This is a genomic window from Bacteroides sp. A1C1 (assembly GCF_004328515.1).
Lineage (GTDB): Bacteria > Bacteroidota > Bacteroidia > Bacteroidales > Bacteroidaceae > Bacteroides > Bacteroides uniformis.
Genome location: NZ_CP036491.1, coordinates 524,980 through 547,952 on the forward strand (window position 1 = coordinate 524,980; position 22,973 = coordinate 547,952).

The 22,973-nt window shown below is 46.9% G+C and carries 17 protein-coding genes and 1 tRNA gene; 4 read left to right on the top strand and 14 right to left on the bottom strand.

Going from position 1 to position 22,973, the window contains the following annotated elements; genetic code table 11:
- The first annotated feature begins 283 nt into the window (after positions 1 to 283).
- Together pflB and pflA are read left to right on the top strand one after the other, a co-directional pair.
- Entirely contained in the window at positions 284 to 2,512 is a 2,229-nt protein-coding gene (gene pflB / locus EYA81_RS02305; RefSeq protein ID WP_117600363.1) for a formate C-acetyltransferase, read from the top strand.
- Position 2,513: 1 nt separating this feature from the next.
- Positions 2,514 to 3,239: a pyruvate formate-lyase-activating protein gene (pflA, locus tag EYA81_RS02310; protein ID WP_117600364.1), complete on the top strand. Its 726-nt coding sequence runs from the start codon at positions 2,514 to 2,516 to the stop codon at positions 3,237 to 3,239.
- Positions 3,240 to 3,307: 68 nt separating this feature from the next.
- On the opposite strand, the gene EYA81_RS02315 is transcribed toward pflA, so the two are convergent.
- From EYA81_RS02315 to EYA81_RS02330, 4 genes are all read right to left on the bottom strand, one after another.
- Positions 3,308 to 5,512: a glycoside hydrolase family 3 N-terminal domain-containing protein gene (locus EYA81_RS02315; protein ID WP_131225331.1), complete on the bottom strand. Its 2,205-nt coding sequence runs from the start codon at positions 5,510 to 5,512 to the stop codon at positions 3,308 to 3,310.
- A gap of 30 nt (positions 5,513 to 5,542) precedes the next feature.
- Complete coding sequence (locus EYA81_RS02320) at positions 5,543 to 8,005, bottom strand: glycoside hydrolase family 3 protein (protein ID WP_131225332.1); 2,463 nt, start codon at positions 8,003 to 8,005, stop codon at positions 5,543 to 5,545.
- Positions 8,006 to 8,181: 176 nt separating this feature from the next.
- Complete coding sequence (locus EYA81_RS02325; protein WP_117600367.1) at positions 8,182 to 9,510, bottom strand: porin family protein; 1,329 nt, start codon at positions 9,508 to 9,510, stop codon at positions 8,182 to 8,184.
- A complete protein-coding gene (locus tag EYA81_RS02330) occupies positions 9,511 to 10,059 on the bottom strand; it encodes an RNA polymerase sigma factor (protein ID WP_005831669.1) in 549 nt (182 codons plus the stop codon). It lies immediately after the preceding gene.
- A 181-nt stretch (positions 10,060 to 10,240) separates the two neighbouring features.
- Here EYA81_RS02330 and EYA81_RS02335 point away from each other — a divergent pair, with 181 nt between their 5' ends.
- Positions 10,241 to 10,945 (top strand): NigD-like protein, encoded by a 705-nt coding sequence (locus EYA81_RS02335; RefSeq protein WP_117600368.1) that lies wholly within the window; start codon positions 10,241 to 10,243, stop codon positions 10,943 to 10,945.
- An 86-nt stretch (positions 10,946 to 11,031) separates the two neighbouring features.
- Here EYA81_RS02335 and EYA81_RS02340 read toward each other — a convergent pair whose 3' ends face one another.
- The 5 genes from EYA81_RS02340 to EYA81_RS02360 form a co-directional block, all read right to left on the bottom strand.
- The gene (locus EYA81_RS02340; protein ID WP_117600369.1) at positions 11,032 to 13,569 is read right to left on the bottom strand and encodes a glycoside hydrolase family 2 protein; all 2,538 of its coding nucleotides are present in this window, start codon (positions 13,567 to 13,569) and stop codon (positions 11,032 to 11,034) included.
- 447 nt (positions 13,570 to 14,016) lie between these two features.
- Positions 14,017 to 14,104: transfer RNA gene (locus EYA81_RS02345), tRNA-Ser, on the bottom strand.
- Between the two features lie 127 nt (positions 14,105 to 14,231).
- Positions 14,232 to 15,188, bottom strand: a complete 957-nt coding sequence (locus tag EYA81_RS02350) for an ABC transporter permease (protein WP_117600370.1) — start codon at positions 15,186 to 15,188, stop codon at positions 14,232 to 14,234.
- Complete coding sequence (locus EYA81_RS02355) at positions 15,181 to 15,924, bottom strand: ABC transporter ATP-binding protein (protein ID WP_117600371.1); 744 nt, start codon at positions 15,922 to 15,924, stop codon at positions 15,181 to 15,183. The genes EYA81_RS02350 and EYA81_RS02355 overlap by 8 nt, the downstream gene beginning before the upstream one ends.
- 2 nt (positions 15,925 to 15,926) lie before the next feature.
- Positions 15,927 to 17,072 (bottom strand): NEW3 domain-containing protein, encoded by a 1,146-nt coding sequence (locus EYA81_RS02360; RefSeq protein WP_117600372.1) that lies wholly within the window; start codon positions 17,070 to 17,072, stop codon positions 15,927 to 15,929.
- A gap of 188 nt (positions 17,073 to 17,260) precedes the next feature.
- Between EYA81_RS02360 and EYA81_RS02370 the strand changes: the two genes are divergently transcribed.
- A complete protein-coding gene (locus tag EYA81_RS02370) occupies positions 17,261 to 18,316 on the top strand; it encodes a winged helix DNA-binding domain-containing protein (RefSeq protein ID WP_131225333.1) in 1,056 nt (351 codons plus the stop codon).
- A gap of 6 nt (positions 18,317 to 18,322) precedes the next feature.
- Here the strand turns inward: EYA81_RS02370 and EYA81_RS02375 are convergent, their stop codons facing one another.
- The 5 genes from EYA81_RS02375 to EYA81_RS02395 all read right to left on the bottom strand — a co-directional run bounded on the left by EYA81_RS02375 (position 18,323) and on the right by EYA81_RS02395 (position 22,955).
- Positions 18,323 to 19,399, bottom strand: coding sequence for an alpha/beta hydrolase (locus tag EYA81_RS02375; RefSeq protein ID WP_171030432.1), 1,077 nt, complete (start codon positions 19,397 to 19,399; stop codon positions 18,323 to 18,325).
- A 29-nt stretch (positions 19,400 to 19,428) separates the two neighbouring features.
- Complete coding sequence (locus EYA81_RS02380; RefSeq protein WP_117974355.1) at positions 19,429 to 19,965, bottom strand: flavodoxin; 537 nt, start codon at positions 19,963 to 19,965, stop codon at positions 19,429 to 19,431.
- 392 nt (positions 19,966 to 20,357) lie between these two features.
- On the bottom strand, positions 20,358 to 20,648 hold the full coding sequence (locus EYA81_RS02385; RefSeq protein ID WP_060386410.1) for a helix-turn-helix domain-containing protein: 291 nt from the start codon (positions 20,646 to 20,648) through the stop codon (positions 20,358 to 20,360).
- A 3-nt stretch (positions 20,649 to 20,651) separates the two neighbouring features.
- Positions 20,652 to 20,807, bottom strand: coding sequence for a helix-turn-helix domain-containing protein (locus EYA81_RS02390; RefSeq protein ID WP_082709332.1), 156 nt, complete (start codon positions 20,805 to 20,807; stop codon positions 20,652 to 20,654).
- 492 nt (positions 20,808 to 21,299) lie between these two features.
- Positions 21,300 to 22,955, bottom strand: coding sequence for an IS1182 family transposase (locus EYA81_RS02395; protein WP_118434923.1), 1,656 nt, complete (start codon positions 22,953 to 22,955; stop codon positions 21,300 to 21,302).
- Between the last annotated feature and the right edge of the window lie 18 nt (positions 22,956 to 22,973).

The window sequence follows — 22,973 nt, forward strand, 5'->3', positions numbered from 1 at the left end:
ATTCACTATACGACTGAATTAGGTTCAGAATACGACTGTTCTTAAACCTACATTATTTGTAAATAATGCAGATTATTATCCGATTCTTGTTTCTGTTCGTAAACCACATATAAAGAAAGTATTAGCATCTCTACTCCCCCGGACATTCACTACCTAATAATAGTTATTTTATGCTGTTCAACATAAAAAGGGGAATCTCTCTTATAAAATTACGGAATTTATTCAGTATTTTTGCGCGCTCTAAAGGATAACATTATCTAACCTACTAACAAAAACAAATTTTATGGAATTGAACAAAACCTTTACCAATGGGCTTTGGAGCAAAGAAATCAATGTCAGTGATTTCGTCAGTAAAAACATCGCACCCTATACCGGAGATGCATCTTTTCTGCAGGGACCTACCGAACGTACCAAACGTATCTGGGACATCTGTCTGAAAGCTCTCGAAGAAGAAAGAAACAACAATGGCGTCCGTTCACTGGACAATAGCACCGTATCTACCATTACTTCTCATAAAGCCGGATATATTGATAAGGACAATGAACTCATTGTCGGTTTGCAGACCGATGAACTGTTGAAACGTTCCATCAAACCTTTCGGAGGCATCAACGTGGTAGCAAAAGCATGCCGTGAAAACGGAGTGGAAGTGGACGATAAAGTAAAAGACATCTTCACCCATTACCGCAAAACACATAACGACGGCGTATTCGATGTATATACCGAAGAAATCCGTTCCTTCCGCTCATTGGGATTTCTGACCGGTCTTCCCGACAACTATGCCCGCGGACGTATCATCGGTGACTACCGGCGTCTGGCACTCTACGGCATCGACCGACTTATCGAAGCCAAGCAGGAGGACTTGCGTAACCTTACAGGCCCGATGACCGAAGCACGTATCCGCCTGCGCGAAGAAGTGGCAGAACAAATCAGAGCCTTGAAAGATATCAAAGTAATGGGTGAATATTATGGGCTTGACCTCAGCCACCCGGCTACATCTGCCCAAGAAGCCGTGCAATGGGTATACATGGCATATCTTGCTGCCATCAAAGAGCAGGACGGTGCTGCCATGTCACTGGGTAACGTATCTTCTTTCCTCGATATTTTCATCGAATACGATTTGGCTCATGGAAAGATTGACGAGACGTTTGCGCAAGAACTGATAGACCAGTTCGTCATCAAGCTGCGCATGGTACGCCATCTGCGTATGCAATCATACAATGATATCTTTGCCGGTGACCCGACTTGGGTGACCGAAGCCATTGGCGGCCGTTTCAACGACGGACGCGTGAAAGTCACCAAGACTTCTTTCCGCTTTTTGCAGACGCTATACAACCTCGGTCCTTCTCCGGAACCGAACTTGACCGTATTGTGGAGTCCCGAACTGCCGGAAGGTTTCAAGGATTTCTGCGCCAAAGTTTCTGTAGATACCAGCTCCATTCAGTACGAAAACGACAACCTGATGCGTGAAGTGCGCAACTGCGACGACTACGGCATCGCCTGCTGTGTATCCTACCAAGCCATCGGCAAACAAATCCAGTTCTTCGGTGCACGTGCCAACCTTGCCAAGGCCCTGCTGCTTGCCATCAACGGTGGCCGTTGCGAAAACACCGGAACTGTCATGGTGAAAGGTATTCCCGTATTGACCGGCGAAACACTGAAGTTTGAGGAAGTTATGGCCAACTACAAGAAGGTACTGACTGAAATAGCCCGTGTCTACAACGAGGCCATGAATATCATCCACTACATGCATGATAAGTATTATTATGAGAAAGCCCAGATGGCATTCATCGATACCGACCCACGCATCAATCTGGCATACGGTGTCGCCGGCCTTTCCATCGCCATAGACTCACTGTCCGCCATCAAATATGCCAAAGTCACTGCACGCCGCAACGAAATCGGCCTGACCGAAGGTTTCGACACCGAAGGCTCATTCCCCTGCTTCGGCAATAATGACGACCGTGTGGACCACCTGGGAGTAGACCTCGTTTACTATTTCAGCGAAGAACTGAAAAAGCTGCCTGTCTACAAGAATGCCCGTCCCACCCTTTCCTTGCTGACTATCACCTCCAACGTGATGTACGGCAAGAAGACCGGTGCCACTCCGGACGGACGCGCCAAAGGTGTTGCCTTTGCTCCGGGTGCCAACCCAATGCACGGACGTGACAAGAACGGTGCCATCGCTTCCTTGAGCTCCGTAGCCAAATTGCGCTACCGCGACTCGCAGGACGGCATCAGCAATACGTTCTCCATTGTTCCCAAATCACTGGGCCCGACACCGGAAGAACGTGTAGAGAACCTGGTAACCATGATGGACGGCTACTTCACCAAAGGTGCCCACCATTTGAACGTAAACGTACTGAACCGCGAAATGCTGGAAGATGCCATGGAACATCCTGAAAAGTATCCGCAACTCACCATCCGCGTTTCCGGCTATGCCGTGAACTTCGTGAAGTTGAGCCGCGAGCATCAGTTGGAAGTCATCAGCCGTTCATTCCACGAAAGAATGTAATATGATAAATGTACACTCCTACGAAAGTATGGGAACATTCGACGGGCCGGGTCTCCGGCTCGTCGTTTTCCTGCAAGGATGTCCGTTCCGTTGTCTGTATTGTGCCAATCCGGATACGATTGATGTAAAAGGAGGCACTCCCACCACTCCGGAAGAGATTCTGCAAATGGCTATCAGCCAAAAGGCATTCTTCGGGAAGAAAGGAGGTATTACTTTCTCCGGCGGTGAGCCTACCCTGCAAGCAGAAGCGCTGATTCCTCTTTTCAAGGAGCTGAAGGCGAACGGCATCCATATCTGTCTGGACAGTAACGGAGGCATCTGGAATGAAAAGGTGGAAGAGCTCTTTAGTCTGACTGACCTCGTGCTGCTGGACATCAAGCAATTCAATCCCGAACGCCACCGCACGCTAACGGGACGGAGCAACGAACAGACACTCCGCACCGCTGCCTGGCTCGAAGAACATGGGCGCCCCTTTTGGTTGCGCTACGTACTGGTTCCCGGTTACAGCGATTCGGAAGAAGACATCCGCCTACTGGGTGAAAGTTTCGGCAAATACCGGCAGATACAACGGGTGGAAATACTTCCTTATCACCGTCTGGGCGTTCACAAATACGAAGCCATGGGATGGGATTACAAATTGAAAGAAGTAAAGGAAAATACTCCGGAACAACTGGAACAGGCAGAAAAACTGTTCAAAGAGTATTTCACGAATGTGATAACCAACTAAAACAGAAAAGCAAGGCTGTCTGGAATCATATCCGGACAGCCTTGCTTTTCATTTATAGGACAAGAACCCTATTCTTCCAAGTTATAGGTAATCTGCTGTACATCATCACTACTGCCACCCACCATAAAGACGAAATCACCAGGTTCTACCATATAATTCATCTCATTGTCATAGAATCCCAGTGCATCGTCAGTTATCTGAAAAACTACAGTTTTGCTTTCACCCGCATTCAGATGAATTTTCCTGAAGCCCTTCAATTCCTTTATCGGGCGCGTAACAGACGCTACCTTATCCTGCACATACAACTGGACTACTTCCTCTCCTGCACACTTACCGGTATTAGTCACTTTTACCGACACCTCCGTATGGACGCCTGCAGCCTTGCACGGCAGCAGTTTCAAATCAGAATATCCAAAATCCGTATACGAAAGCCCATATCCGAAAGGATAGGCAGGCTCAGTGGAAGCATCGATATAGGATGCCTTATAAGTCTGTTGCAATGCGGTAGGACGACCGGTACTCTTATTCTGGTAATAAATGGGAATCTGCCCTACGTGTGCAGGAAATGTCATGGGCAATTTAGCCGAAGGATTATACTCTCCCCACAACACATTGCATATGGCATTGCCGGCCTCACTCCCCAGCCACCAAGTACACAGTACCGCATCAGCATGTTCCCTTATCTCATTGAAGATTACCGGACGCCCACACATGACAAGAGCAATGACAGGTTTTCCAGTCTTTGCCAGTTCCGACACCAGCTTCTGCTGCCCCTCGGGTATGGCTATATTCACTTTGGAAGCCTTCTCGCCACTCTGACCGAATCTCTCGCCTACCGCCACAACAATGACATCCGAAGCCTCAGCAGCCTGCAATGCTTCCTGCAGTCCAGTCAATTGATTGCTCTTCATATCATAGCCTTCAGCATAGTTCACCTCCAGTCCTTTCCGGACCAGTGCATCATACAAGGTCACCACTTTGCTCCGGTCCGTAGTGGCGGCCCAAGCGCCTGCCATATCGTATTGGGATTTTGAGAGTCCTCCTATCAAGGCTATCTTCCTCGTCTGTGCCGTCAACGGAAGCACGGATTCCCTATTCTCCAGCAATACAACGGAACGCTCGGCCATACGGAGCGAAGCATTGCGGACTTCGGGTGCATTGAGTATTCTGGCTGCTCTTTCCGGATTACAGTAGCGAAAAGGGTCCTCAAACAATCCCAACTCATATTTCTTCTCCAAAATACGCCGTACTGCATCATCAAGCACACTCTCCTTTACTTTCCCTTCTTGAACAAGCTCCTTCAGATAAGTCAAGTAGCAGGTACTTACCATCTCCATGTCCAGACCAGCATTCAGCGCTTTGGCTGCGGCATCTTTCTTGTCAGCAGCATAACGGTGGTTCACCAATTCCTCTACCGAATTATAATCGGACACAACAAATCCCTTAAATCCCCACTGCTCTCTCAATAGCCGGTTGAGCAAGAAATCATTGGCAGTACAAGGAATATTATTAAAATCATTGAAAGCACTCATCACGGTAGCTGCTCCTGCCTTTATGGCCGCCTTATAGGGAGGCATATAAAAATTGGCAAAGTGGCCCATTGACATATCCACACTATTATACTCCTTTCCTGCTATCGGTGCACCATATCCGGCAAAATGTTTCATACATGCCATGACAGTCGTCGTGTCCGCCAAATCGTCTCCTTGCAAGCCTCTGACACGCGCCTCCGCTACCCGAGAACCATAATAAGGGTCCTCACCGGCCCCTTCCATGACGCGTCCCCAACGTGCGTCCCACGAAATATCCACCATCGGGGCAAAAACCCAGTTCAAACCATCGGCGGCACTTTCCAAAGCATTGTAGCGTGCAGCTTCCTCAATCATGGCCAAATCGAAACTTGCAGCCTCAGCAAGCGGAAGCGGAAATCCGGTACGATAGCCGTGGATAACATCCAGTCCGAAAATTAAAGGAATGCGCAAACGCGATTGCAAAGCAAGCTCTTGATAACGGCGTATATCCTTTACTCCTATCACATTCAGCATAGAGCCTATTCTGCCTTGCCGTACGTATTCTTCCTTAGGAATATTTCCACCGTCGGGTCCGGTAAAATTCCCCCGGTAGGTGCATTGTGCAAGCTGGCCTATCTTTTCGTCCAGCGTCATCTGCTTCATCAAGCCTAAGATGAATTTCTCCTTCTCCGTAGTTTGTGCCAAGGTAAAGGTGTTACCAAGTCCCCACAGACAAACCATCAGTATTATTATCTTTTTCATACCACCATTCTTGTTTTGATATTTATTTTATCATAAAACAACAGTTGCCTTCAATGGCAAATCAGCCGAAGAAGGACCTGCCAGAATCTCAAAAGTCCCCTTTTCCACTACAAACCGATGTGATTCCACATCATAGTAGGCAAAGGCTTCCTCATCCAGCAATATCCGAACGCGCTTGGTTTCACCCTTCTTCAAGTAAACCTTATCGTAGCCTTTCAACTCCTTCAATGGACGCGGAACAGAACAATCCACATCCCGCACATATACCTGAGCCGCTTCTGCAGCATCCATCTTTCCGGTATTCTTGATGTCAAAGCTTACTGTAACCCGGTTTCCCCCCGTCTTCTCAACACTCAGATTACTGTATTCAAAACTACTGTATGACAGTCCATACCCGAAAGGATAGAGCGGCTGCTTTCCGTTCCGGTCATATCCCCTATAACCTACGAAAACACCTTCGGCATACTGCACCCGTTTATGAGGTACATTGCGATTGTCATAATAATTACCATATACCGGATTATCTTCCCATTTTTCCTCGATGCTGACCGGCAGTTTGCCACTTGGCGAAAGCTTGCCCGTAATGATTTCGGCAAGGGCCTTTCCACCCTCCTGCCCCGGATACCATGCCATCAAAATAGCTTGTACATTCTGCCCCCAATTGCGGAAATCTATTCCACCTCCGGCATTCACCACCACAGTCACATTATCATGAAGTGAAGCCACTTTATTAATGAGATATTCCTGCCCGTATGACAATGCAAACGGACGGTCGAACCCTTCACCTTCTGTACTGCTGTTGAACCCGGCACATACAACAACATTCCTGGCATGCTTCAGTGAAGAGGCCAAACGCTCCTCATCCATCATTCCTGCCTGGAAACTGACAGTCGCCTCACCCACATTATCAAAATATTCAATACGCAACCGGTATATCTCCCCTGCACTGACCTGCATAAATGCACTGCGGGTACTGAATGAATGGTTCCCCCAATCTCCGGTAATCAGCTTATCGTTTACAAACAGACGGTATCCATCATCGCCAGCCAGCTGGAACTTGACAGTTCCATCCTTGTCAGCCTTGTAAACTCCCGTCCAACGGGCAGAAAACTGATCTACCGGCATGCCGTCGAACGGTGCACCGTATTTCCAGGCATAGTCTATGGCAGGCTCTATGGCAGCCTGAAAGAGCTCTCCGGTAAGATTACGAGTATTATAATATTCGCTCTTAAAACCGTTTTGCGTAAAACTGTCATCCGTATAAATCTGTTGGGACATATCCTTATAAAGAAGGCTGTCAGACAGCAGCTCTATCTGTCTGCCGCCCTTCAACTGAACCATACCGTCATAGAGCGACACTACCGAATAAGGGGTGACAAATCCGCTTCCCCCTCCTGTGGGAATAATATCGGCATTAGGCCCGATTACCAATGTTCTACCGTTCCGGTAAGGCAACGTACCGTTGTCATTTTTCAATAACACTACTCCTTCCCTCGCCAAGTCAAGTGCAATTTCCTTAGACTGTGCATTGTCTTTAGCGATAGATTTATCTTCTCTCGGAGTATCAAGTGCTCCAAAAGCAATCAATGTCTGGAGTATATGCCGGACTTTGGCGTCAATGGTCTCTTCCTTCACGATACCATTCTCTATTGCCGGAATAAGAATCTCCCTGGTCATGAATTTACCGACGGGCATTTCCAAATCCAACCCTCCATTAGCGGCTCCCACACCGGAATATACAGATGTCCAGTCGGACATCAAGATACCTTTAAATCCCCACTGCTTGCGTAATACATCAATGTTCAGCCAGCTGTTTTCGGTGGCATGCACCCCGTTCAGCGGATTATAGCTATCCATGACCGCTCCTACTCCTGCTTCCTGCACAGCTTTTCGGAACGCGGGAAAATAAATTTCCTGCAACGTGCGTTCATCCACATCCGAGCTGGCATGATGTCTGCTCCACTCCTGGTTATTGGCTGCAAAATGCTTCACCGTAGCCATGACTCCCTCTTCCTGCACTCCCAAGATATATTCTTTGGCTGTTTCGCCCATCAGATAAGGGTCTTCACCAAAATACTCATAGTTTCGCCCGCATAGAGGAGAACGGTAGATATTGACTCCGGGCCCCAACAGAATACTTACCCCACGGGCCTTTGCATCCCGGGCCAAACCATGTCCCAGTTCTCTGGCCAACTTACGGTTCCATGTCGAAGCCGACAAGATGCCACAAGGATACAAGGTACTTTGAGTATTGTTACGTATGCCTTGCGGACCATCGGCCATCCTGATTTCGGGTATGCCAAGCCGGGGCACAGCACGGATATAAAAAGATTTGGGACCGGAAATGTAATCGATTTTTTCTTCCAGAGTCATTTGAGAAACCAACTCCCTGGCACGTTGTTCCGCCTGGGGAGTAATACACACTTGTGCTTTTGCCGTGATTGCACAACAAAGCAATAGCCCGCTTAAGGCTACTTTCTTTTTAATCTTCATTTTGTCTATTTTACTACGTGTTTGTTATATTGCCGGGCATGTCCCGACCTACTTTCTTTCTTCTCAATCAATAAAAAACCGTGTCCCTTCATCCACCAACGAAGAAACACGGCCGAAAGTTATTAAGAAAATTCAGAATCTACAAGAAAGTGGACAAAAACATGTCTGTCCTGCCATCAATAAGTAAGACGTATGCCGGCCTGCAACGTAAAGTTACACGGGTTCTCCTTGCGTATAGTCTGTATCGACGAACCGTCATCAAAGAAATAGGATACTCCCGGTTCCACATACAAGCCAACCCTATTGCTTATGTTATACTGGGCACCGACAGCACCCATGACAGAAAGCTGTACCGGTTTCACAGTCTCACTCTCAGTACCAATCTTGCCATACACACATTTTTCAATGGCACCCCCCGCCGAAACATACATCGTAAAGTTCTTTGTATCCACAAAGTTCCAGTTGGCCCGTATCGGAATGCCAATATAATGCAGCTTCTGGCTTATCTTTTCCGAGCTGCCCTCATACCTTACGTCAGAAGCAAGATAGGTATACGTCAGCCCGCTTTCCACAGAGAAACCCTTCGCCAAGTTTTTCCGCACCGAAACACCGAAACTGAGCGGTTGTTTATGGTCTATATCCGCAATCTCCTTTTCGCGTCTTTGCAGATAGGGCATACCATCCTTGAAAACCAGTTCCTGCCCGTCGGGAATGGTAACAATACCATTGGCCGTAGAGGATAAATCTACGTTACCGCCATAAATAGGACTTCCAGGCATGTAGTCCGACATGACATTCGCTTCCCCTTCATTCGCCAATGAAAAACCTCCCGTATTTCCAACGGACAAGCCAACCGCCCATCCTTTAGTATCCCTACCAGAACTGTTTCTTTCCGGAAGATGCAGTTTGTCCCGGCCTGACGGACGATAGCGGTCTTTCCTTGTTCTCTCCGGTTCCTCTGCCTGCATTGTGGTCTCATGGTCCGTATCTTCCATTACCGGCTCTTCCGCCTGCTGCCCAATACCGACAGCCTCATCTGCAGTTTCAACCGGCAACATTTCCTCCTGCCGCTCATCGTCAACCGGTATTCTAATATCTTGTGCAACCAAAGGGCGACTTGCCTCCCTATCCCGTACCGATGCATTTCCATGTGCCCGATAGGCAGGCTCTATGGAATTAGTCTGTACGGTAGGCATCGTCTGTTCCGGCAAGACATCCGGAGCCACAGCCAAAGCAGGCACTGACGTATGCCGCATTTCATTCCCTACCGGACTCTGCAACAGCCACAGACTGACGGACGATACTGCCACCAGCAGCACAGCTGCCGCAGCCACCGCCCAGCGACGGAAAGGCATCATCCTATGCGATCCGGTTATCGGAGTTCCGGAAAGGGACAATTCCTTTTCCAACCGCTCCCATCCGGCAACCGGCAACGGTTCGGAATAGTCTTCCAGCTTATCCTTTATCTTTTTCAACCACAATTCATCTTCCATACGTTCCTTCATTTAATCATTTCTTTTCATCCACTCACGTACTTTTGCCGCTAAAGTCGCTTTAGCACGCGTCAACTGCGAGGCAGAGGATTTTTCATTAATTCCCAATAGTCGAGCAATCTCCTTATGGGATTTCTCTTCAAAAATATATAAGTTGAATACGGTACGATAGCCGGCAGGCAATTCACTGATAAACTGCATCAGTACCTTTTGAGGAATGACATCTATTGACGAACCTTCCGGTTCCTCATAAGCTTCGGGTGCATTCTCCAAGGCCGATGACTGATTCATCACATCATTTTTCCGCAAATACTGCAACACCGTATTCACCATTACGCGTTCCATCCATGCCCGCAGAGAACCCTCTCCCCGCCAAGTGAACTTATCGAAAGAATCAAAAAGTTTCAGAAAACCGTCATGCATCAGGTCTTGGGCAGTCTCCCGGTCACCTGCATAACGGAGGCATACGCTGAGCATGCGTCCCGCATAGCGCTCATACAGTTCTTTGCGGGCAAGATTGTCTCCTTGCCTACAGCGTTCTGCCAATTCCTGTTCTTCCATTCTCTCTTTTAACACGTGTTTACCCTATAAATGCAATCGGCGCAAAAATACTGCATCAGGCAGAGAAGAAAATCATACTTTCATTTCTTTAACAGTATACTACGCAGTATTTAGCTTTTCACCGCATTTTCTGAATGCAAAAATAAGTTTTAAACAGAAAAAGAGCTAAAACCTACCACTTATGAAGAAACTGAGAATGACATTGGCAGCATCCATGCTTTTATTCCTGACTGCCATTGTATTGCAATCATGCCTGGACGATTGGGATGACGAATATGACACTTTGTTCGCCGTAGGTACGGTGAAGGTCATCGAAGGAAAAGACTACTATTTCTCACTGGACGAAGGCAGTAAACTATATCCCAGTGACACAACCTATGTTCACAACTATGCCGTAATAGACGGCCAGAGGGCTTTCATCTACTTCCGCGAACTGGAAGAGAAACTTCCAGGCTACGAATATAATGCCCAAATAAAGCACATCGAAAACATTCTGACCAAAGACATCTACTCCATGCCTGCCGAAAAGGCAGACAGTATCGGAGACGACAACATCAACGCCACGGATTTATGGATTACGGGTGAGTATCTGAACATCAAGTATCAATTCTACCACAGTAACAACGAAGATAAGAAGCACATGCTGAACCTGGTCATCAACGAAGCATCCACCGGCGAGAACGACAAACTGGATTACGTCAATCTCGAATTCCGCCACAATGCCTACAATGACAGCCAGCTCACACTGGGCACCGGACTGGCCTCCTTCAAGCTGGACAATATAGCGGAACAACTGAAAGAGAAAAAAGGACTGAACATCCGCGTCAAAAGTCTATATGACGGTGAACGGTTCATGACCATAGACATTAAAAAAGAAAATAACTAAATCTCCTGAAAACACATTTTTCAACATCTCAATGAGAAGTGGAGTAACATTTCAATATGTTGCTCCGCTTTGTTTTCCATAACTTATCAGAATTCATTGTTCAGGCAAGTCAGCCTCAACGAAGCGTTGAACGCTTCGGCAGACAATCGCGTCCTGACCTGTACCTGCACGCTGCTCTTCGGCTGGACATCAAAATAATTGTCGCTATATACACTTTCATTGTCAGCAACGGACAAGCATACGGCACGGGCAAACTTGTCTGCCGAAACCGTCACTTCATATCCGCCTTCAATGGAACGGACTTCGACCTGCAAATCCACTTTCGGATAATTCATATTCTTCTGCTTGTCCAGACAGTAGTTGTTATGGTACACCCTGCCCGATTTGTCCGTATAGTCTACGCGGACATATACCGTTCCTCTACCTGCCCCCTCCAGCAGCTTGGCAAACGGTGCGGAAAAACAGACACGGCTGTCATTACCGGAAATGCCGACAGATTTGTCCCAGTGATAAACCACGGTTCCGTCGAACCGGCAGACCTGGAGCTGCAGCCGGCCGGAAGTATTCTCCAAGCGGTCGGACACTGCATATACTTTCAAATCATCCCCCTCCACTACCGGAGAAATCAGGATGTCATCATAGACCTTGCGAGTATAATAGTGCTGCGCCTTCCAGCGTCCGTAATAGTCACGGCTCGCCCAGGAAGCTACGGGCCAACAGTCGTTGTGCTGCCAGAAAAGCGTCCCCATATTATACGGCATTTGGCGGCGGTGCGACTCGATGGCCGTCTTGATGGCATCTCCCTGCAGCACATGGTTCATATAAAGGAATGCCCGGAAATCACGCGGTTTTTTATATTCATTCAACAGGTAAGTCTCAATCAGCCCGTTGGCATGGTCGCCACCACGCTGATGGGACATCATCACCTCGGAACGTATATCCCAGTCTTCGGGGTAAGGAGCATAGCGCTTGACGGAGTCGAACTCTGGAAAAGACTGAAAGCCGTACTCGCTGAAAAAGCGGGATTTCTCGCTGTCATAATCAGAAATGGGTGCTTTACCATGCCAGACACTCCAATAGTGGCGGTCCCCGTCAGTAGTACCGGACATCTCTCCCTCGAATGCGAACGGAGAAGAAGGCCAATAGAAGGTTCCGGGTGCATACTCCCTGACCACCCCGGGTAAGGTGACATGATACTGCTGCCGGTACTGTGCCCAAATCTTGTCGGCATATTCCTTGTTCTGCCGTTCTATCTCACGCTTCCAGCCCCAGCCCAGCCAGGCATCCTGGCATTCATTATTTCCACACCACAAAGCAATGCAAGCATGATTGCGCAAACGTTTCACATTGTCCACCGCCTCCTGATGGATATTATCGAGCAGGGCGCCTTCTGCCGGATACATGCTGCAGGCAAACATGAAGTCCTGCCAAATCATAATTCCATGCTCATCACACAAATCATAGAAGACATCGTTCTCATAGATACCTCCGCCCCAGACACGCAACATATTCATGTTTACACCGGCGGCATCGAGAATCGTCTTTTTATAATTCTCGGGAGTGACGCGCGGCAGGAAGTTATCCGAAGGGATGTAATTGGCTCCTTTGGCAAAAACCGGACGCCCGTTCAGCTCTATATAGAAAGTATGCCCGTCCTTATCCGGCTGATGTACCACCTTCAAAGATCGTATGCCCACCCTTTCGGTTTTAGAGTCCAACAATTCCCCACCTGCAATGATATCCGTACGGAAACGATAAAGGAAAGGCTCCCCCAGTCCATTACTCCACCACAACTTCGGCTTGTGAAGGACAAAATCAACGGTCACCCGATTGGTGCCTCGCTTCAAATCCGCTTGCCACTCGCCAAGCACTCTTCCGGTAGCCTCGTCTGTTATCGTGACCAGCACTCCGTCCATATCCTTATCGGCATCCAGCTCCACATGTCCGGCAATCACGGCCCTGCCTGCACCGACTTCCTTCTGCTCGATAAACACATCGTTGATTCTCAAATCGCTCCAAGCCATGATATACACCGGACGCCAGATGCCGGAGGTAACCAGACGCGGCCCCCAGTCCCAGCCATAATGATAACCTGCCTTACGGGCAAAAATGCTTATCTTCTTGTTGAACAAGCCCCCGTTTTCAGACTGGTCATTGGATGCCGGATACTGGTAGGGAAGTGCATCCCATTTGGGGACGTCTATCTTTACCGGCGAATGGAAGTACACCTTCAATATATTATTCTCCTCCCTGATGTACTGCCTAACGGGGATAGACCAGCGGCGAAACATATTGTCCGCTTTCAGTATACATTCATCATTCAAATAAACGTCAGCGTAAGTATCCAGCCCCTCGAACACAAGCTCCATATTCTCTTTCCGCATCATGTCGGCAGCAAGAGTAAAGCAAGTTTCATAAACCCAGTCTTCCTTGTCAATCCATTGCAATCCCCGTTCGTTCAACCGGAAAAACGGGTCTTCAATAATCTTGTTCTGCAGTAAGTCTGTGTGGACTACTCCCGGAACTGTAGCCGGATACCAATTGGTCAGTCTCGCCTGCCGGAATTTCCAGCCTTCATGAAGGTTCTTTACCGCTGTTTTTAGTTTCATACGAGTGTGTTTCATAGTTTTCTTTGACTACTCTAAATTACGGATAGACAAAAATACGACATTCAAAGGATACTTTATAATATCTTCTTAACGAAACATGATACAATCCCGTACACACCTACCGGGTCAGCGTCGCTGCACATCTGCTGCAGTGTGACTGCAAACGTGTTGCAGCGCTACTGCATATATGCTGCAGTGACACTGCATATGTGTTGCAGCGCCACTGCAAAGCTGAATGCAGTAGCACTGCAAAAAGCATGCACTTGCTTTGCAGTGGCAATGCATTATCCCATCGCCTTATTATGAAAGGAGATGTCATCCAGCTTTCATTATCTATAATTAATTTACAAAGGCGTAGTTTCCAAGTCTTTTAAAGCAAACGGAGTACAAGCAAAAAAGGTCTACAAATCTATGATTTGTAGACCTTTACCCGCTAGTTTTTCATCTTATTCAGAACTGTTGCGGAGAGAGGGGGATTCGAACCCCCGATACCCTTTAGGGGTATACACGCTTTCCAGGCGTGCCTCTTCAACCACTCGAGCACCTCTCCTTGTTCGGGGCGCAAAAGTAAGGGAAGTTTTTGGAATTACCAAATGTTCGGGCAAATAATATTAAAAGTCCGTTCAAGCAACCAATGCCGGAACGGACTTTCAACACTCAATAAAACATACTTATCATTACCGTGATCTGACTTCCCGTCTCATGAATATGACATACGAAAGGGCAAAACAGATAACAGTAGCTGCAATCAGTCCGGTGAGCTGCGGCCACACCACCAAAAGACTCTGTCCCAATGGCAGCGGGCTGGGAATGGCCCCCTGAACCTGCTCCATAGTGAGCGGCCCCAAACTTCTGACGGAAGGTATCAGCAGTGTTGTAGTCGCCTCATTGAACAGTTCGCTAGGTGCCAGACGCATCAGACCGAGAATAAATTTCTGGTAACTGACTATCTGATAAGGAGATGCCAGCTGCGAGGGGCTCAATGCCTTGGCAACCAGATTGACAATCATCGTATAGAACACGCTGAAAAACAACCATACCGCCACCGAAGCCAATGCCGAGGTGGCCGCCTGACGGAAGCAAAGCGAAAACAGAATGGCCAGATTCAGCCAGAATGCCACATAGAATACACTGATTATGAGAAAGAATACAATCCTCCAAAATTCTTCTGCTGTGGGAGGAATGCCTATCGCTATCAACCCGCAGCCCATTACGAGAAATCCTAGTACAAACAGCATTATACCTATCACAATCAATGCAGCCACGAACTTGGCATTGATAATGCAATCACGATGAACGGGCTGTGACAGCATACGGCTCAACGTCCCCTTGTTCTGTTCCGAATTTATAGCATCGAATCCCAGCGCAATCCCCAACAACGGCCCCAGAAAGTTGATAAACTGCACAAAAGAAGGCAATGTGCCGTCCGAGGCTGTGAACAACTTCAAGAAAAGGAACGAACCGTCCGGGTCATTGGGCTTGATGGCGGCACCTATGTTGGTAAGCGAGGTATAGAGTGAGCCCATGCACGTAAGCAAAATGATTCCCATCAAGATAATGAACCGCCAACTTTTCACATGGTCGGATATTTCCTTGTTAACGACTACCCAAAAAGGATAATTGACTTTATTCATGCCTTTCCCCTCCTTCCTCCATATAATGGCTATAAATATCAGACAATTCCTGATGCTTGTCCTTCAAATCAGACATATCAATCAAGGTGACCAGCTTCCCACTGTTGAACAGTCCCACGCGGTCGCAAACTTTCTGCACCTGGTCCAGGTGGTGGGAAGAGAACAAGACGGTCAGTCCCTCCTTCCGGCTCAACTGCCTAATGAGCTCGATGAACTCCTGAACACCGGCAGGATCTATTCCCGAAGTAGGTTCATCCAGGATTATAATTTCCGGATTTTTGATAAGCACGTCCGCCAGTCCCAATCGCTGGCGCATACCGCGCGAATATTTCCCGGTCTTCTTTTTCATCTGTCCGGCAAGCCCCACATGCTCCATCAGCTCCAGCGCCCTGACTTTCGCTTCGGCATCCGAAATGCCATTGAGACGCGCAGTATATATAAGGTTTTCCGGACCGGTCATGTCATCATAAAACCCCACATCTTCGGGCAGATAGCCTATCTTCCGCTTTACCTCGATAGGATGCCTGGTAGAGTCGATACCGCAAATCTCCACAGAGCCGGAAGTGGGTTCCGTCAGTCCCAGCATCATCAGGATGGTAGTTGACTTGCCGGCGCCGTTTGGCCCCAATAATCCGAAAATCTCCCCTTTACGGATAGTCAAGCAAATGCGGTCTACGGCAGTGAAGCGCCCATACTGCTTGGTCAAGTCTGTCAATGCAATCACTCGCTCGTCCATGCTCACCTCCTTCCATATTTACGGAACAGATAGCATACGGCACCTATGGCAACGATTATTATCAAAACGCCCACCCATCCCCATATCATCGGGGTTTTCACGGCAATGCGGAATTGGGCGTCTGTATTCACTTCAGGAGTTTTGGCCGTCATGGTAGCCACATAATCTCCGGGCAATGCCTTTTTGGATGCTTTCATGGTAGCTACGACATTGGCCGTTTCCCCCGCCTTCAGCATATCAATCTTCGAAGGCTCAAAAGACACTTCCCAGTCCACGGGCTTATTGGCAGAAAGCTGGATATCTTTCAACAATGAAGAGCCGGTATTCCGGACCACCAACTCGATACGCTTCACATCTCCCGCTGTGATTTCGGTACTCAACAATCCTCTGGGCGTGGACAATTCCATCTCGTAGGAACCCGTGACAACAACTTCCAGCTCCAAGTCGGCAGAAGTCGTACCGGTAGCCGCACGTACCGGAATCTTGTAATTGCCGGCTTCCACATTGGCGGGAGGGACAATCTCTATACTCACATTCTGGCTGCTGTTCGCTTCCACCTGGGCAGAAGTGGCCTGCTTATAGTTGGGCTTGAACACGACACTCCAGCCTCTGGGGGCATTGGCCATCAGCGCATACAGCTGCTGGTCGGCCGTCTGGTTTTTCAAAGTGGCATTGAAGGTAAAGGTGGACTTGGAATTGCCCTGCATATTGGGCTGGTCGGTAGTGAACTCGGTCTGGTAAGTTCCTTTCTGGGCCACGACCACCTCCAGCGGCAGTTTGGTTTCTCCGGCAAATACTGTGAAATGATAACTTCCTTTATTTACTTTTAGAGGAACTTCCACTTTCAAATTGAACGTTTTCTTTTCCTGGGGCAGTACAGAAAGCTGGCTGAGGGTCCAGCCGCCTGACTTGATTTCATGCTTCCAACTGCCCGGCAATCCATTGACCGAGAGATTTGCATTTGTAATCCCGTCCGTATTGTTAATCAAATCAATGCTGTAATCAATGGACGCTCCGGGCGTCACGGAAATTTTTGTGTAAGGAGTGTACAGAATAATGCTTCCAGATTCATCGGCATGTACACGATTTAAGGGAAAAGCTCCCAACAAAATAGCTAACAATAAAATACAATTTGTTCTCATAGTCATAAAAAAGTTCTTATGGTTGTTTTATTATGAATATTTTCCCAATTTGTGCGTTACAAAAATAAAAGATAGCTATATTAGCTGGTGTTAAAAGAAACAAAAGAATATAATTGCGGACACGATATACCCTACAATGACCTGCTTTTCTTATCTTTGCGATTCCTATTGATACAAACGAATACCATACCGACATGAGAATCCCTGAAATACGCTTACAGAACCAGCAACTGTCCACTCCACTCTTCCGCCACCCGAAAGAACTGGTCTCCTGGATGGGCGCCATGCAGGCACAAGACTATACAATGGTGAAATGGGCCGTAGGTATGAGGCTGAAGTCACCGGGAATTCAAGCTGTGGAAAAAGCCCTGCATCAAGGGGAAATACTGAGAACCCACGTAATGCGCCCCACATGGCACCTGGTAGCAGCAGAAGACATTCGTTGGATGCTGAAACTCTCTGCACAACGCATCAAATCTGCCAATGATTCCTATGCAAAAGGGTATGGTCTGGAAATCACGGAACAGCAATATGAAAGAAGCTACACCATACTTGGGAATATCCTCAGCGGGAAGCGAAGCCTGACGAAACAAGAGATTGCGGAACATTTTGAACATTCGGGACTGCTTGCAGACAACTACCACATGACCCGCTTCATGTCGCGTGCCGAAGTCGAAGGCATTGTGTGCAGCGGAGAATGCCGTGGACGGCAACACACCTATGCCCTTCTGGACGAAAGAGTTCCACCTACCCCCGAACTAGCGAAAGAAGAAGCGCTGGCCCGCCTGGCTACAGCCTATTTCCGCAGCCATGCCCCCGCTACCCTGCAAGACTTCTCCTGGTGGTCCGGTTTGCCTTTAACGGAAGCAAGGCAAGCCATTTCTCTGATAGAACCGGAACTGATGTCCGAACAATGGCACAGCCAGACATGGTACATCCATGACTCCTGCCGGACATTAGGAAAGGCGACCGACAGCCTGCACCTTCTTCCCTCCTACGATGAATACCTGATAGGCTACAAGGACCGGACGAACGTCCTACCCAAAGAAGACTATTCCAAAGCTTTCACCAACAACGGATTGTTCTTTCCGGTACTTCTCTATAAGGGGCATGTAGTAGGAAATTGGAACAAGGCGTCCAAGAAAAAAGAAATCTTCCCGGAGCTTTCGCTTTTCCGGAAAGATATCTGCCTGAAAGAGGAATTGCTGAACCAGGCTAAAGAAAGGTATGTCCGGTTCCTAACACATTAAAGGCGGTCATCGAAGATGTTCATTGAAGAATCTCTCTATTTTGCCGAATGGAATTACCTCTATATTGTCATACAAGTCTACATGGTTTGCACCGGGAATAATCAGCAGCTCCTTATTATCACCCTGCAACTTTTTAAAAGCATCTTCACTGAAATAACGTGAATGGGCCTTCTCACCGTGCAGCATCAACACTGCACTACGGATTTCATCACTATATGAAAGGATAGGCATATTGATGAACGAAAGCGGTGAAGTCTTGTTCCATCCGCGGTTAGAATTGAGTGACCGCTTATGATAGCCGCGCGGTGTTTTATAATAGGCATGGTAGTCCTTCACAAATTGTGGAGCATCGGCAGGCAACGGATCTACTACACCTCCTTCAAGAGCAAATGTACCGTTTCTATAATCCTCCGTACGCTGAGCATTAAGCTGGCGCCGCAATTCGTGCCGTGCATCGGCATTCATAGAATCAAAATAACCGTTAGCATTGACCCGGCTCATGTCGTACATGGTTGCCGTAACTGTAGCCTTGATGCGAGTATCGATAGCCGCTGCATTAAGCGCCATGCCTCCCCATCCACAAATACCGAGAATGCCGATGCGCTCTGCATCTACATCGTCACGGGTGGAAAGATAATCGACCGCTGCACTGAAATCTTCCGTATTGATGTCCGGCGAAGCCACATAACGGGGCTGGCCGCTACTTTCCCCCGTATAGGATGGATCGAAAGCAATCGTCAGAAATCCACGTTCTGCCAATGTCTGCGCATACAAGCCCGAAGCTTGTTCCTTCACGGCACCAAACGGGCCACTGATGGCAATGGCAGACAATTTACCCGTCGCATTCTTGGGTACATACAAATCGGCAGTAAGTGTAATGCCGTAACGGTTGTGGAAAGTTATCTTCTTATGGTTTACTTTATCACTCTGTGGAAATGTCTTGTCCCACTCCTGAATCAGATTCAAATTCTCTTCCATAAATTTATTATCATTATTAGGATTATTTTCTGTTGCAGACAAATGTCCCGCAGCACAAAGGCTAATAACCATCGCCGCACATATGTTTTTTACCATGTTCTTCATCTCTACTTCTTTAAGTTTCGGCTGGAAATTCATTTCTTAATCCATTGCTTGACAGTTTCCCGGCTCGCTCCATTCAGCAGCCTGCCTTTTCCCCAGTTTATGCCGGGGTAATTCGTCTGTAATTCCTTTTCTGCATTAAAAATACTGCTGCTTCCCGAAGTGGCGAATGGAATAACCGTTTTACCTGCAAAATCACCGCTTTCTATAAATGTATTGATAATTCTTGGAGCCAAATTCCACCAAATAGGAAAACCGATATAAATAGTATCATACTCCGCGAGACTCCCCAGTTTAGAATACAATGCAGGACGCAATTTGGAATCCGACATTTCCACACTGCTGCGCGAAGCTTTGTCATGCCAGTCCAAATCAGTAGCCGTGTACTTTTTCGCAGGCTGTATTTCGTAGAGAGTCCCATCGACAGTTTCTGCCACCAACTTGGCAGCCCTTGCCGTTGTTCCCGTTGCCGAGAAATAAGCTACCAGTGTCTTACCACCTTTTTTCTGTGCGTTAACAATAATAGACAACAGCATAACTGCCATCATAAACAATACCAATCTTTTCATACGATATATTATTTAGTTGAAACATATAAATCCAATTGTTATAGCGATACAAAAGTAGCGGGTATTATTATTACATAGGTATCCAGATTACTGATTATATAACCCAAATTACTGATAGATGTCCGAGAAGAGAAATAAAAAACCCCGTAAAACCTTGATTTTACGGGATTTGTCATACTTTGAGTCCTTTTTGTCTTTGGAGTTCTGCGGAGAGACAGGGAACGATTAACTTTTAATTTCCCTATTCATTATCAGTATCTTACCAAAAGCCTCTGCTCCTATGACACCGAATAATTCACCGCGTATATGCTGCAACTTTCTTCCTGTTACACTCTTACTTACTTTTACAAAAGTAGCAAAAAAATAGCATAAATACAAATTATCCACTTGATTTAACGAATATAATTTCTATAATTTTCTTCCAATAACAATTGCAATTTAGAAAGAGGATAAAGGAACTTACCCCCTATGACAGTATAAGCTATCCCCCGTTCATCACGTAACTTTTGCAAAGTTCTGTTTGAGATATGCAACATGCCACATATCTGTTCACCGGTCATATAGACCTCACCAGCTATAGGAACAGGCAAATCCTGAAATTCAAGTATCTCTTTTGAGCATTTCTTAAGCATCCTCATCATCATTATGTACTCTTCTGACTGCCTTGTGATTACTCCGTCCATATGTTATCTTTCTTTTTGAATTAATATTTTGGCCAAATCACTCTCTTTATACATATATTTGCCGCCTATACAAGAATATGGAATAATCCCGTACTCCCTATAGCCTTGCAAACTTCGTTTGGAGATATTCAAAGCCAGACAGACCTCCTGGGCATCCAGTCACTTTTCCATTTCAACCGGACCAATTTTCTTTTTAACGGATTCAATCTGGGCGGATAAACTCTCTATTTGCAGTTTTAACTGTAAATACGCATGTTTCTCTATAACAACTAATTCCATAACAATTTGATTTATAATTTCACTATTTACAAAGCAAATAAAAGCATATTTCCACACTTGACAAAACATTCAAAATTAAAGTCATCCGTTGGCGTGCATTGTCACTCCAAATATACCAAATATCCTCATCCGGACAGATAACATATCTAACCATTTCCGTAACCCAGCCATCGGTTTCTACTCCTTCCATATTTTCATTCCATAATTATACCTATTATGACTGCTTATTTCCGCCAAAATGTCATTTACAAAACTGAAAAAATTCAAACTAAGGTTACTGCTACCACAAAATAAAAAGAAAAGGAAGGTGTGTCGTAATGCACGATGCACCTTCTTTCTTGTTTATCACCGATATAAATCGGTTTATTTTCTTCAAGCTGCGATAATTCGAAGATTTCTTTGATTTATGTGTCTCCAGCATCTAAATAAAGCGACAGTAAGCTCATAAAACCATCCTATCAGCCAGTTCATACCTTCTTTTGTCAGTTTTGCACACATCTTTTTTATATTGAAGGCAATGGCTAGGAAGGCAAAGTCCATGAAGACCTTGTCCTTTCCAAAATGTCGGAAACGTTTGTAGTTCATATTGTTTTTAATTTGTCCGAACACGGCTTCCGGTTCTATGCATCTCTGCCCTCTGTGTTTCAGTCCTTTCTCTGAGCAGAGCAGTTCTTTGGCTCTCCGCTTGTATTGTCTAAGCCTATGATTCAGTTCTATCGTCCTGTTTCCTTTTGCTTTAAAACAGCGGCATCGCAGGGGACAGCCTTCACACCTGACAGCTCTGTACCGTGCATTTTCGCTGACATATCCGGATGCGGTTTTCACATTCCTGGTGCCTATCCTCCGCATCCTTTGCCCCATAGGACAGATGCAGAAGTCATGTTCTTCATTGTAGTAGAAGTTTTCGGCCTTGAACGGGTCCGGTTTGAATCTCGGCCGCTGCTCCATGTGGAAATAGTTGTACTTTACGTAGGCTTCCATGCCGTTTTCGGACATGAAGCGGTAATTCTCTTCGGAGCCATAGCCGGAATCAGCAACCACCGTATGGGCCATCCGGTCATACCTGTTTGAAAAAGATTGCAGGAAAGGAATCAGGGTCAGTGTATCCGTAGGGTTCGGGAAGAGTGCAAAATCGGTGATGAACTGATTTTCGGTGCCGATTTGAAGGTTGTAACCGGGCTTCGTCTGTCCGTTGCGCATGGCATCCTCCTTCATTCTCATAAAAGTAGCGTCCTTGTCCGTCTTGGAATAGGAATTCCTCTCTTGCAGTGTTTCCAGATGGCAGTCGTATTCCTGCAGTTTGTCCCTGTGTTCTTCCAGTTCCTTCAGCTGTTTGCGTTTCTTTTTCAGTTCAGTCTTTTCCTCTTTCGCGGATGGCTCGGAAACCTGTTCCAATGCATGACGCAATTCTCCTGCCATTTCAGTCAGCATGGCCGGAGTGAACTCAACCTCCTCATTGTTCTCTGATGACTTCTCCCGGGCAATGACATCGTCTATCTGCCCTAACAGGACATGTATCTTCTTCATCAGGCGTTCACGGTTCCGCTCAACCGTTTTTCGCCAGACGAAAGTGTACTTGTTGGCTTTGGATTCGATCTTTGTCCCGTCAATGTATTCCACATTCAGGCTGATGAAGCCTTTGGAAGAGAGAAGAAGTACGGTTTGCGTAAACACCTCGTTGATTTCCTTCTTCACCCGGTTGCGGAAACGGTTGATGGTAATGAAATCCGGTTTCTCATATCCGGCCAGCCAGATATAATGGATGTCACGGTGAAGAAGCTTTTCAATTTTCCGGCAGGAGTAGATGTTGTTCATATAGGCATACAGAATGACCTTGAGCATCATCTTGGGGTGGTAAGGGCTGCGGCCGCATTCCTTATACAGCTTTCTGAAACTTTCAAGATTCAAGCCCTCAACCAGGGCGTCAACCATGCGCACCGGATCGTTTTCTGCAATATCCTCATCAATTCTTTGAGGAAAAAGAACGGTTTGGTTGGGAATGTAAGGACGAAAATGTATCTTTGTCATAGTGAAATTCTTATGCCT

What these genes read in the sequence shown, in the direction of transcription:
- pflB (WP_117600363.1), top strand. Translation starts at nt 284, where the DNA reads ATGGAATTGAACAAAACCTTTACCAATGGGCTTTGGAGCAAAGAAATC.
- EYA81_RS02355 (WP_117600371.1), bottom strand. Translation starts at nt 15,924, where the DNA reads ATGGACGAGCGAGTGATTGCATTGACAGACTTGACCAAGCAGTATGGG.
- EYA81_RS02330 (WP_005831669.1), bottom strand. Translation starts at nt 10,059, where the DNA reads ATGGAAGAACAGGAATTGGCAGAACGCTGTAGGCAAGGAGACAATCTT.
- EYA81_RS02360 (WP_117600372.1), bottom strand. Translation starts at nt 17,072, where the DNA reads ATGACTATGAGAACAAATTGTATTTTATTGTTAGCTATTTTGTTGGGA.
- EYA81_RS02325 (WP_117600367.1), bottom strand. Translation starts at nt 9,510, where the DNA reads ATGAAGGAACGTATGGAAGATGAATTGTGGTTGAAAAAGATAAAGGAT.
- pflA (WP_117600364.1), top strand. Translation starts at nt 2,514, where the DNA reads ATGATAAATGTACACTCCTACGAAAGTATGGGAACATTCGACGGGCCG.
- EYA81_RS02320 (WP_131225332.1), bottom strand. Translation starts at nt 8,005, where the DNA reads ATGAAGATTAAAAAGAAAGTAGCCTTAAGCGGGCTATTGCTTTGTTGT.
- EYA81_RS02335 (WP_117600368.1), top strand. Translation starts at nt 10,241, where the DNA reads ATGAAGAAACTGAGAATGACATTGGCAGCATCCATGCTTTTATTCCTG.
- EYA81_RS02375 (WP_171030432.1), bottom strand. Translation starts at nt 19,399, where the DNA reads ATGAAGAACATGGTAAAAAACATATGTGCGGCGATGGTTATTAGCCTT.
- EYA81_RS02340 (WP_117600369.1), bottom strand. Translation starts at nt 13,569, where the DNA reads ATGAAACACACTCGTATGAAACTAAAAACAGCGGTAAAGAACCTTCAT.
- EYA81_RS02370 (WP_131225333.1), top strand. Translation starts at nt 17,261, where the DNA reads ATGAGAATCCCTGAAATACGCTTACAGAACCAGCAACTGTCCACTCCA.
- EYA81_RS02385 (WP_060386410.1), bottom strand. Translation starts at nt 20,648, where the DNA reads ATGGACGGAGTAATCACAAGGCAGTCAGAAGAGTACATAATGATGATG.
- EYA81_RS02350 (WP_117600370.1), bottom strand. Translation starts at nt 15,188, where the DNA reads ATGAATAAAGTCAATTATCCTTTTTGGGTAGTCGTTAACAAGGAAATA.
- EYA81_RS02395 (WP_118434923.1), bottom strand. Translation starts at nt 22,955, where the DNA reads ATGACAAAGATACATTTTCGTCCTTACATTCCCAACCAAACCGTTCTT.
- EYA81_RS02315 (WP_131225331.1), bottom strand. Translation starts at nt 5,512, where the DNA reads ATGAAAAAGATAATAATACTGATGGTTTGTCTGTGGGGACTTGGTAAC.
- EYA81_RS02380 (WP_117974355.1), bottom strand. Translation starts at nt 19,965, where the DNA reads ATGAAAAGATTGGTATTGTTTATGATGGCAGTTATGCTGTTGTCTATT.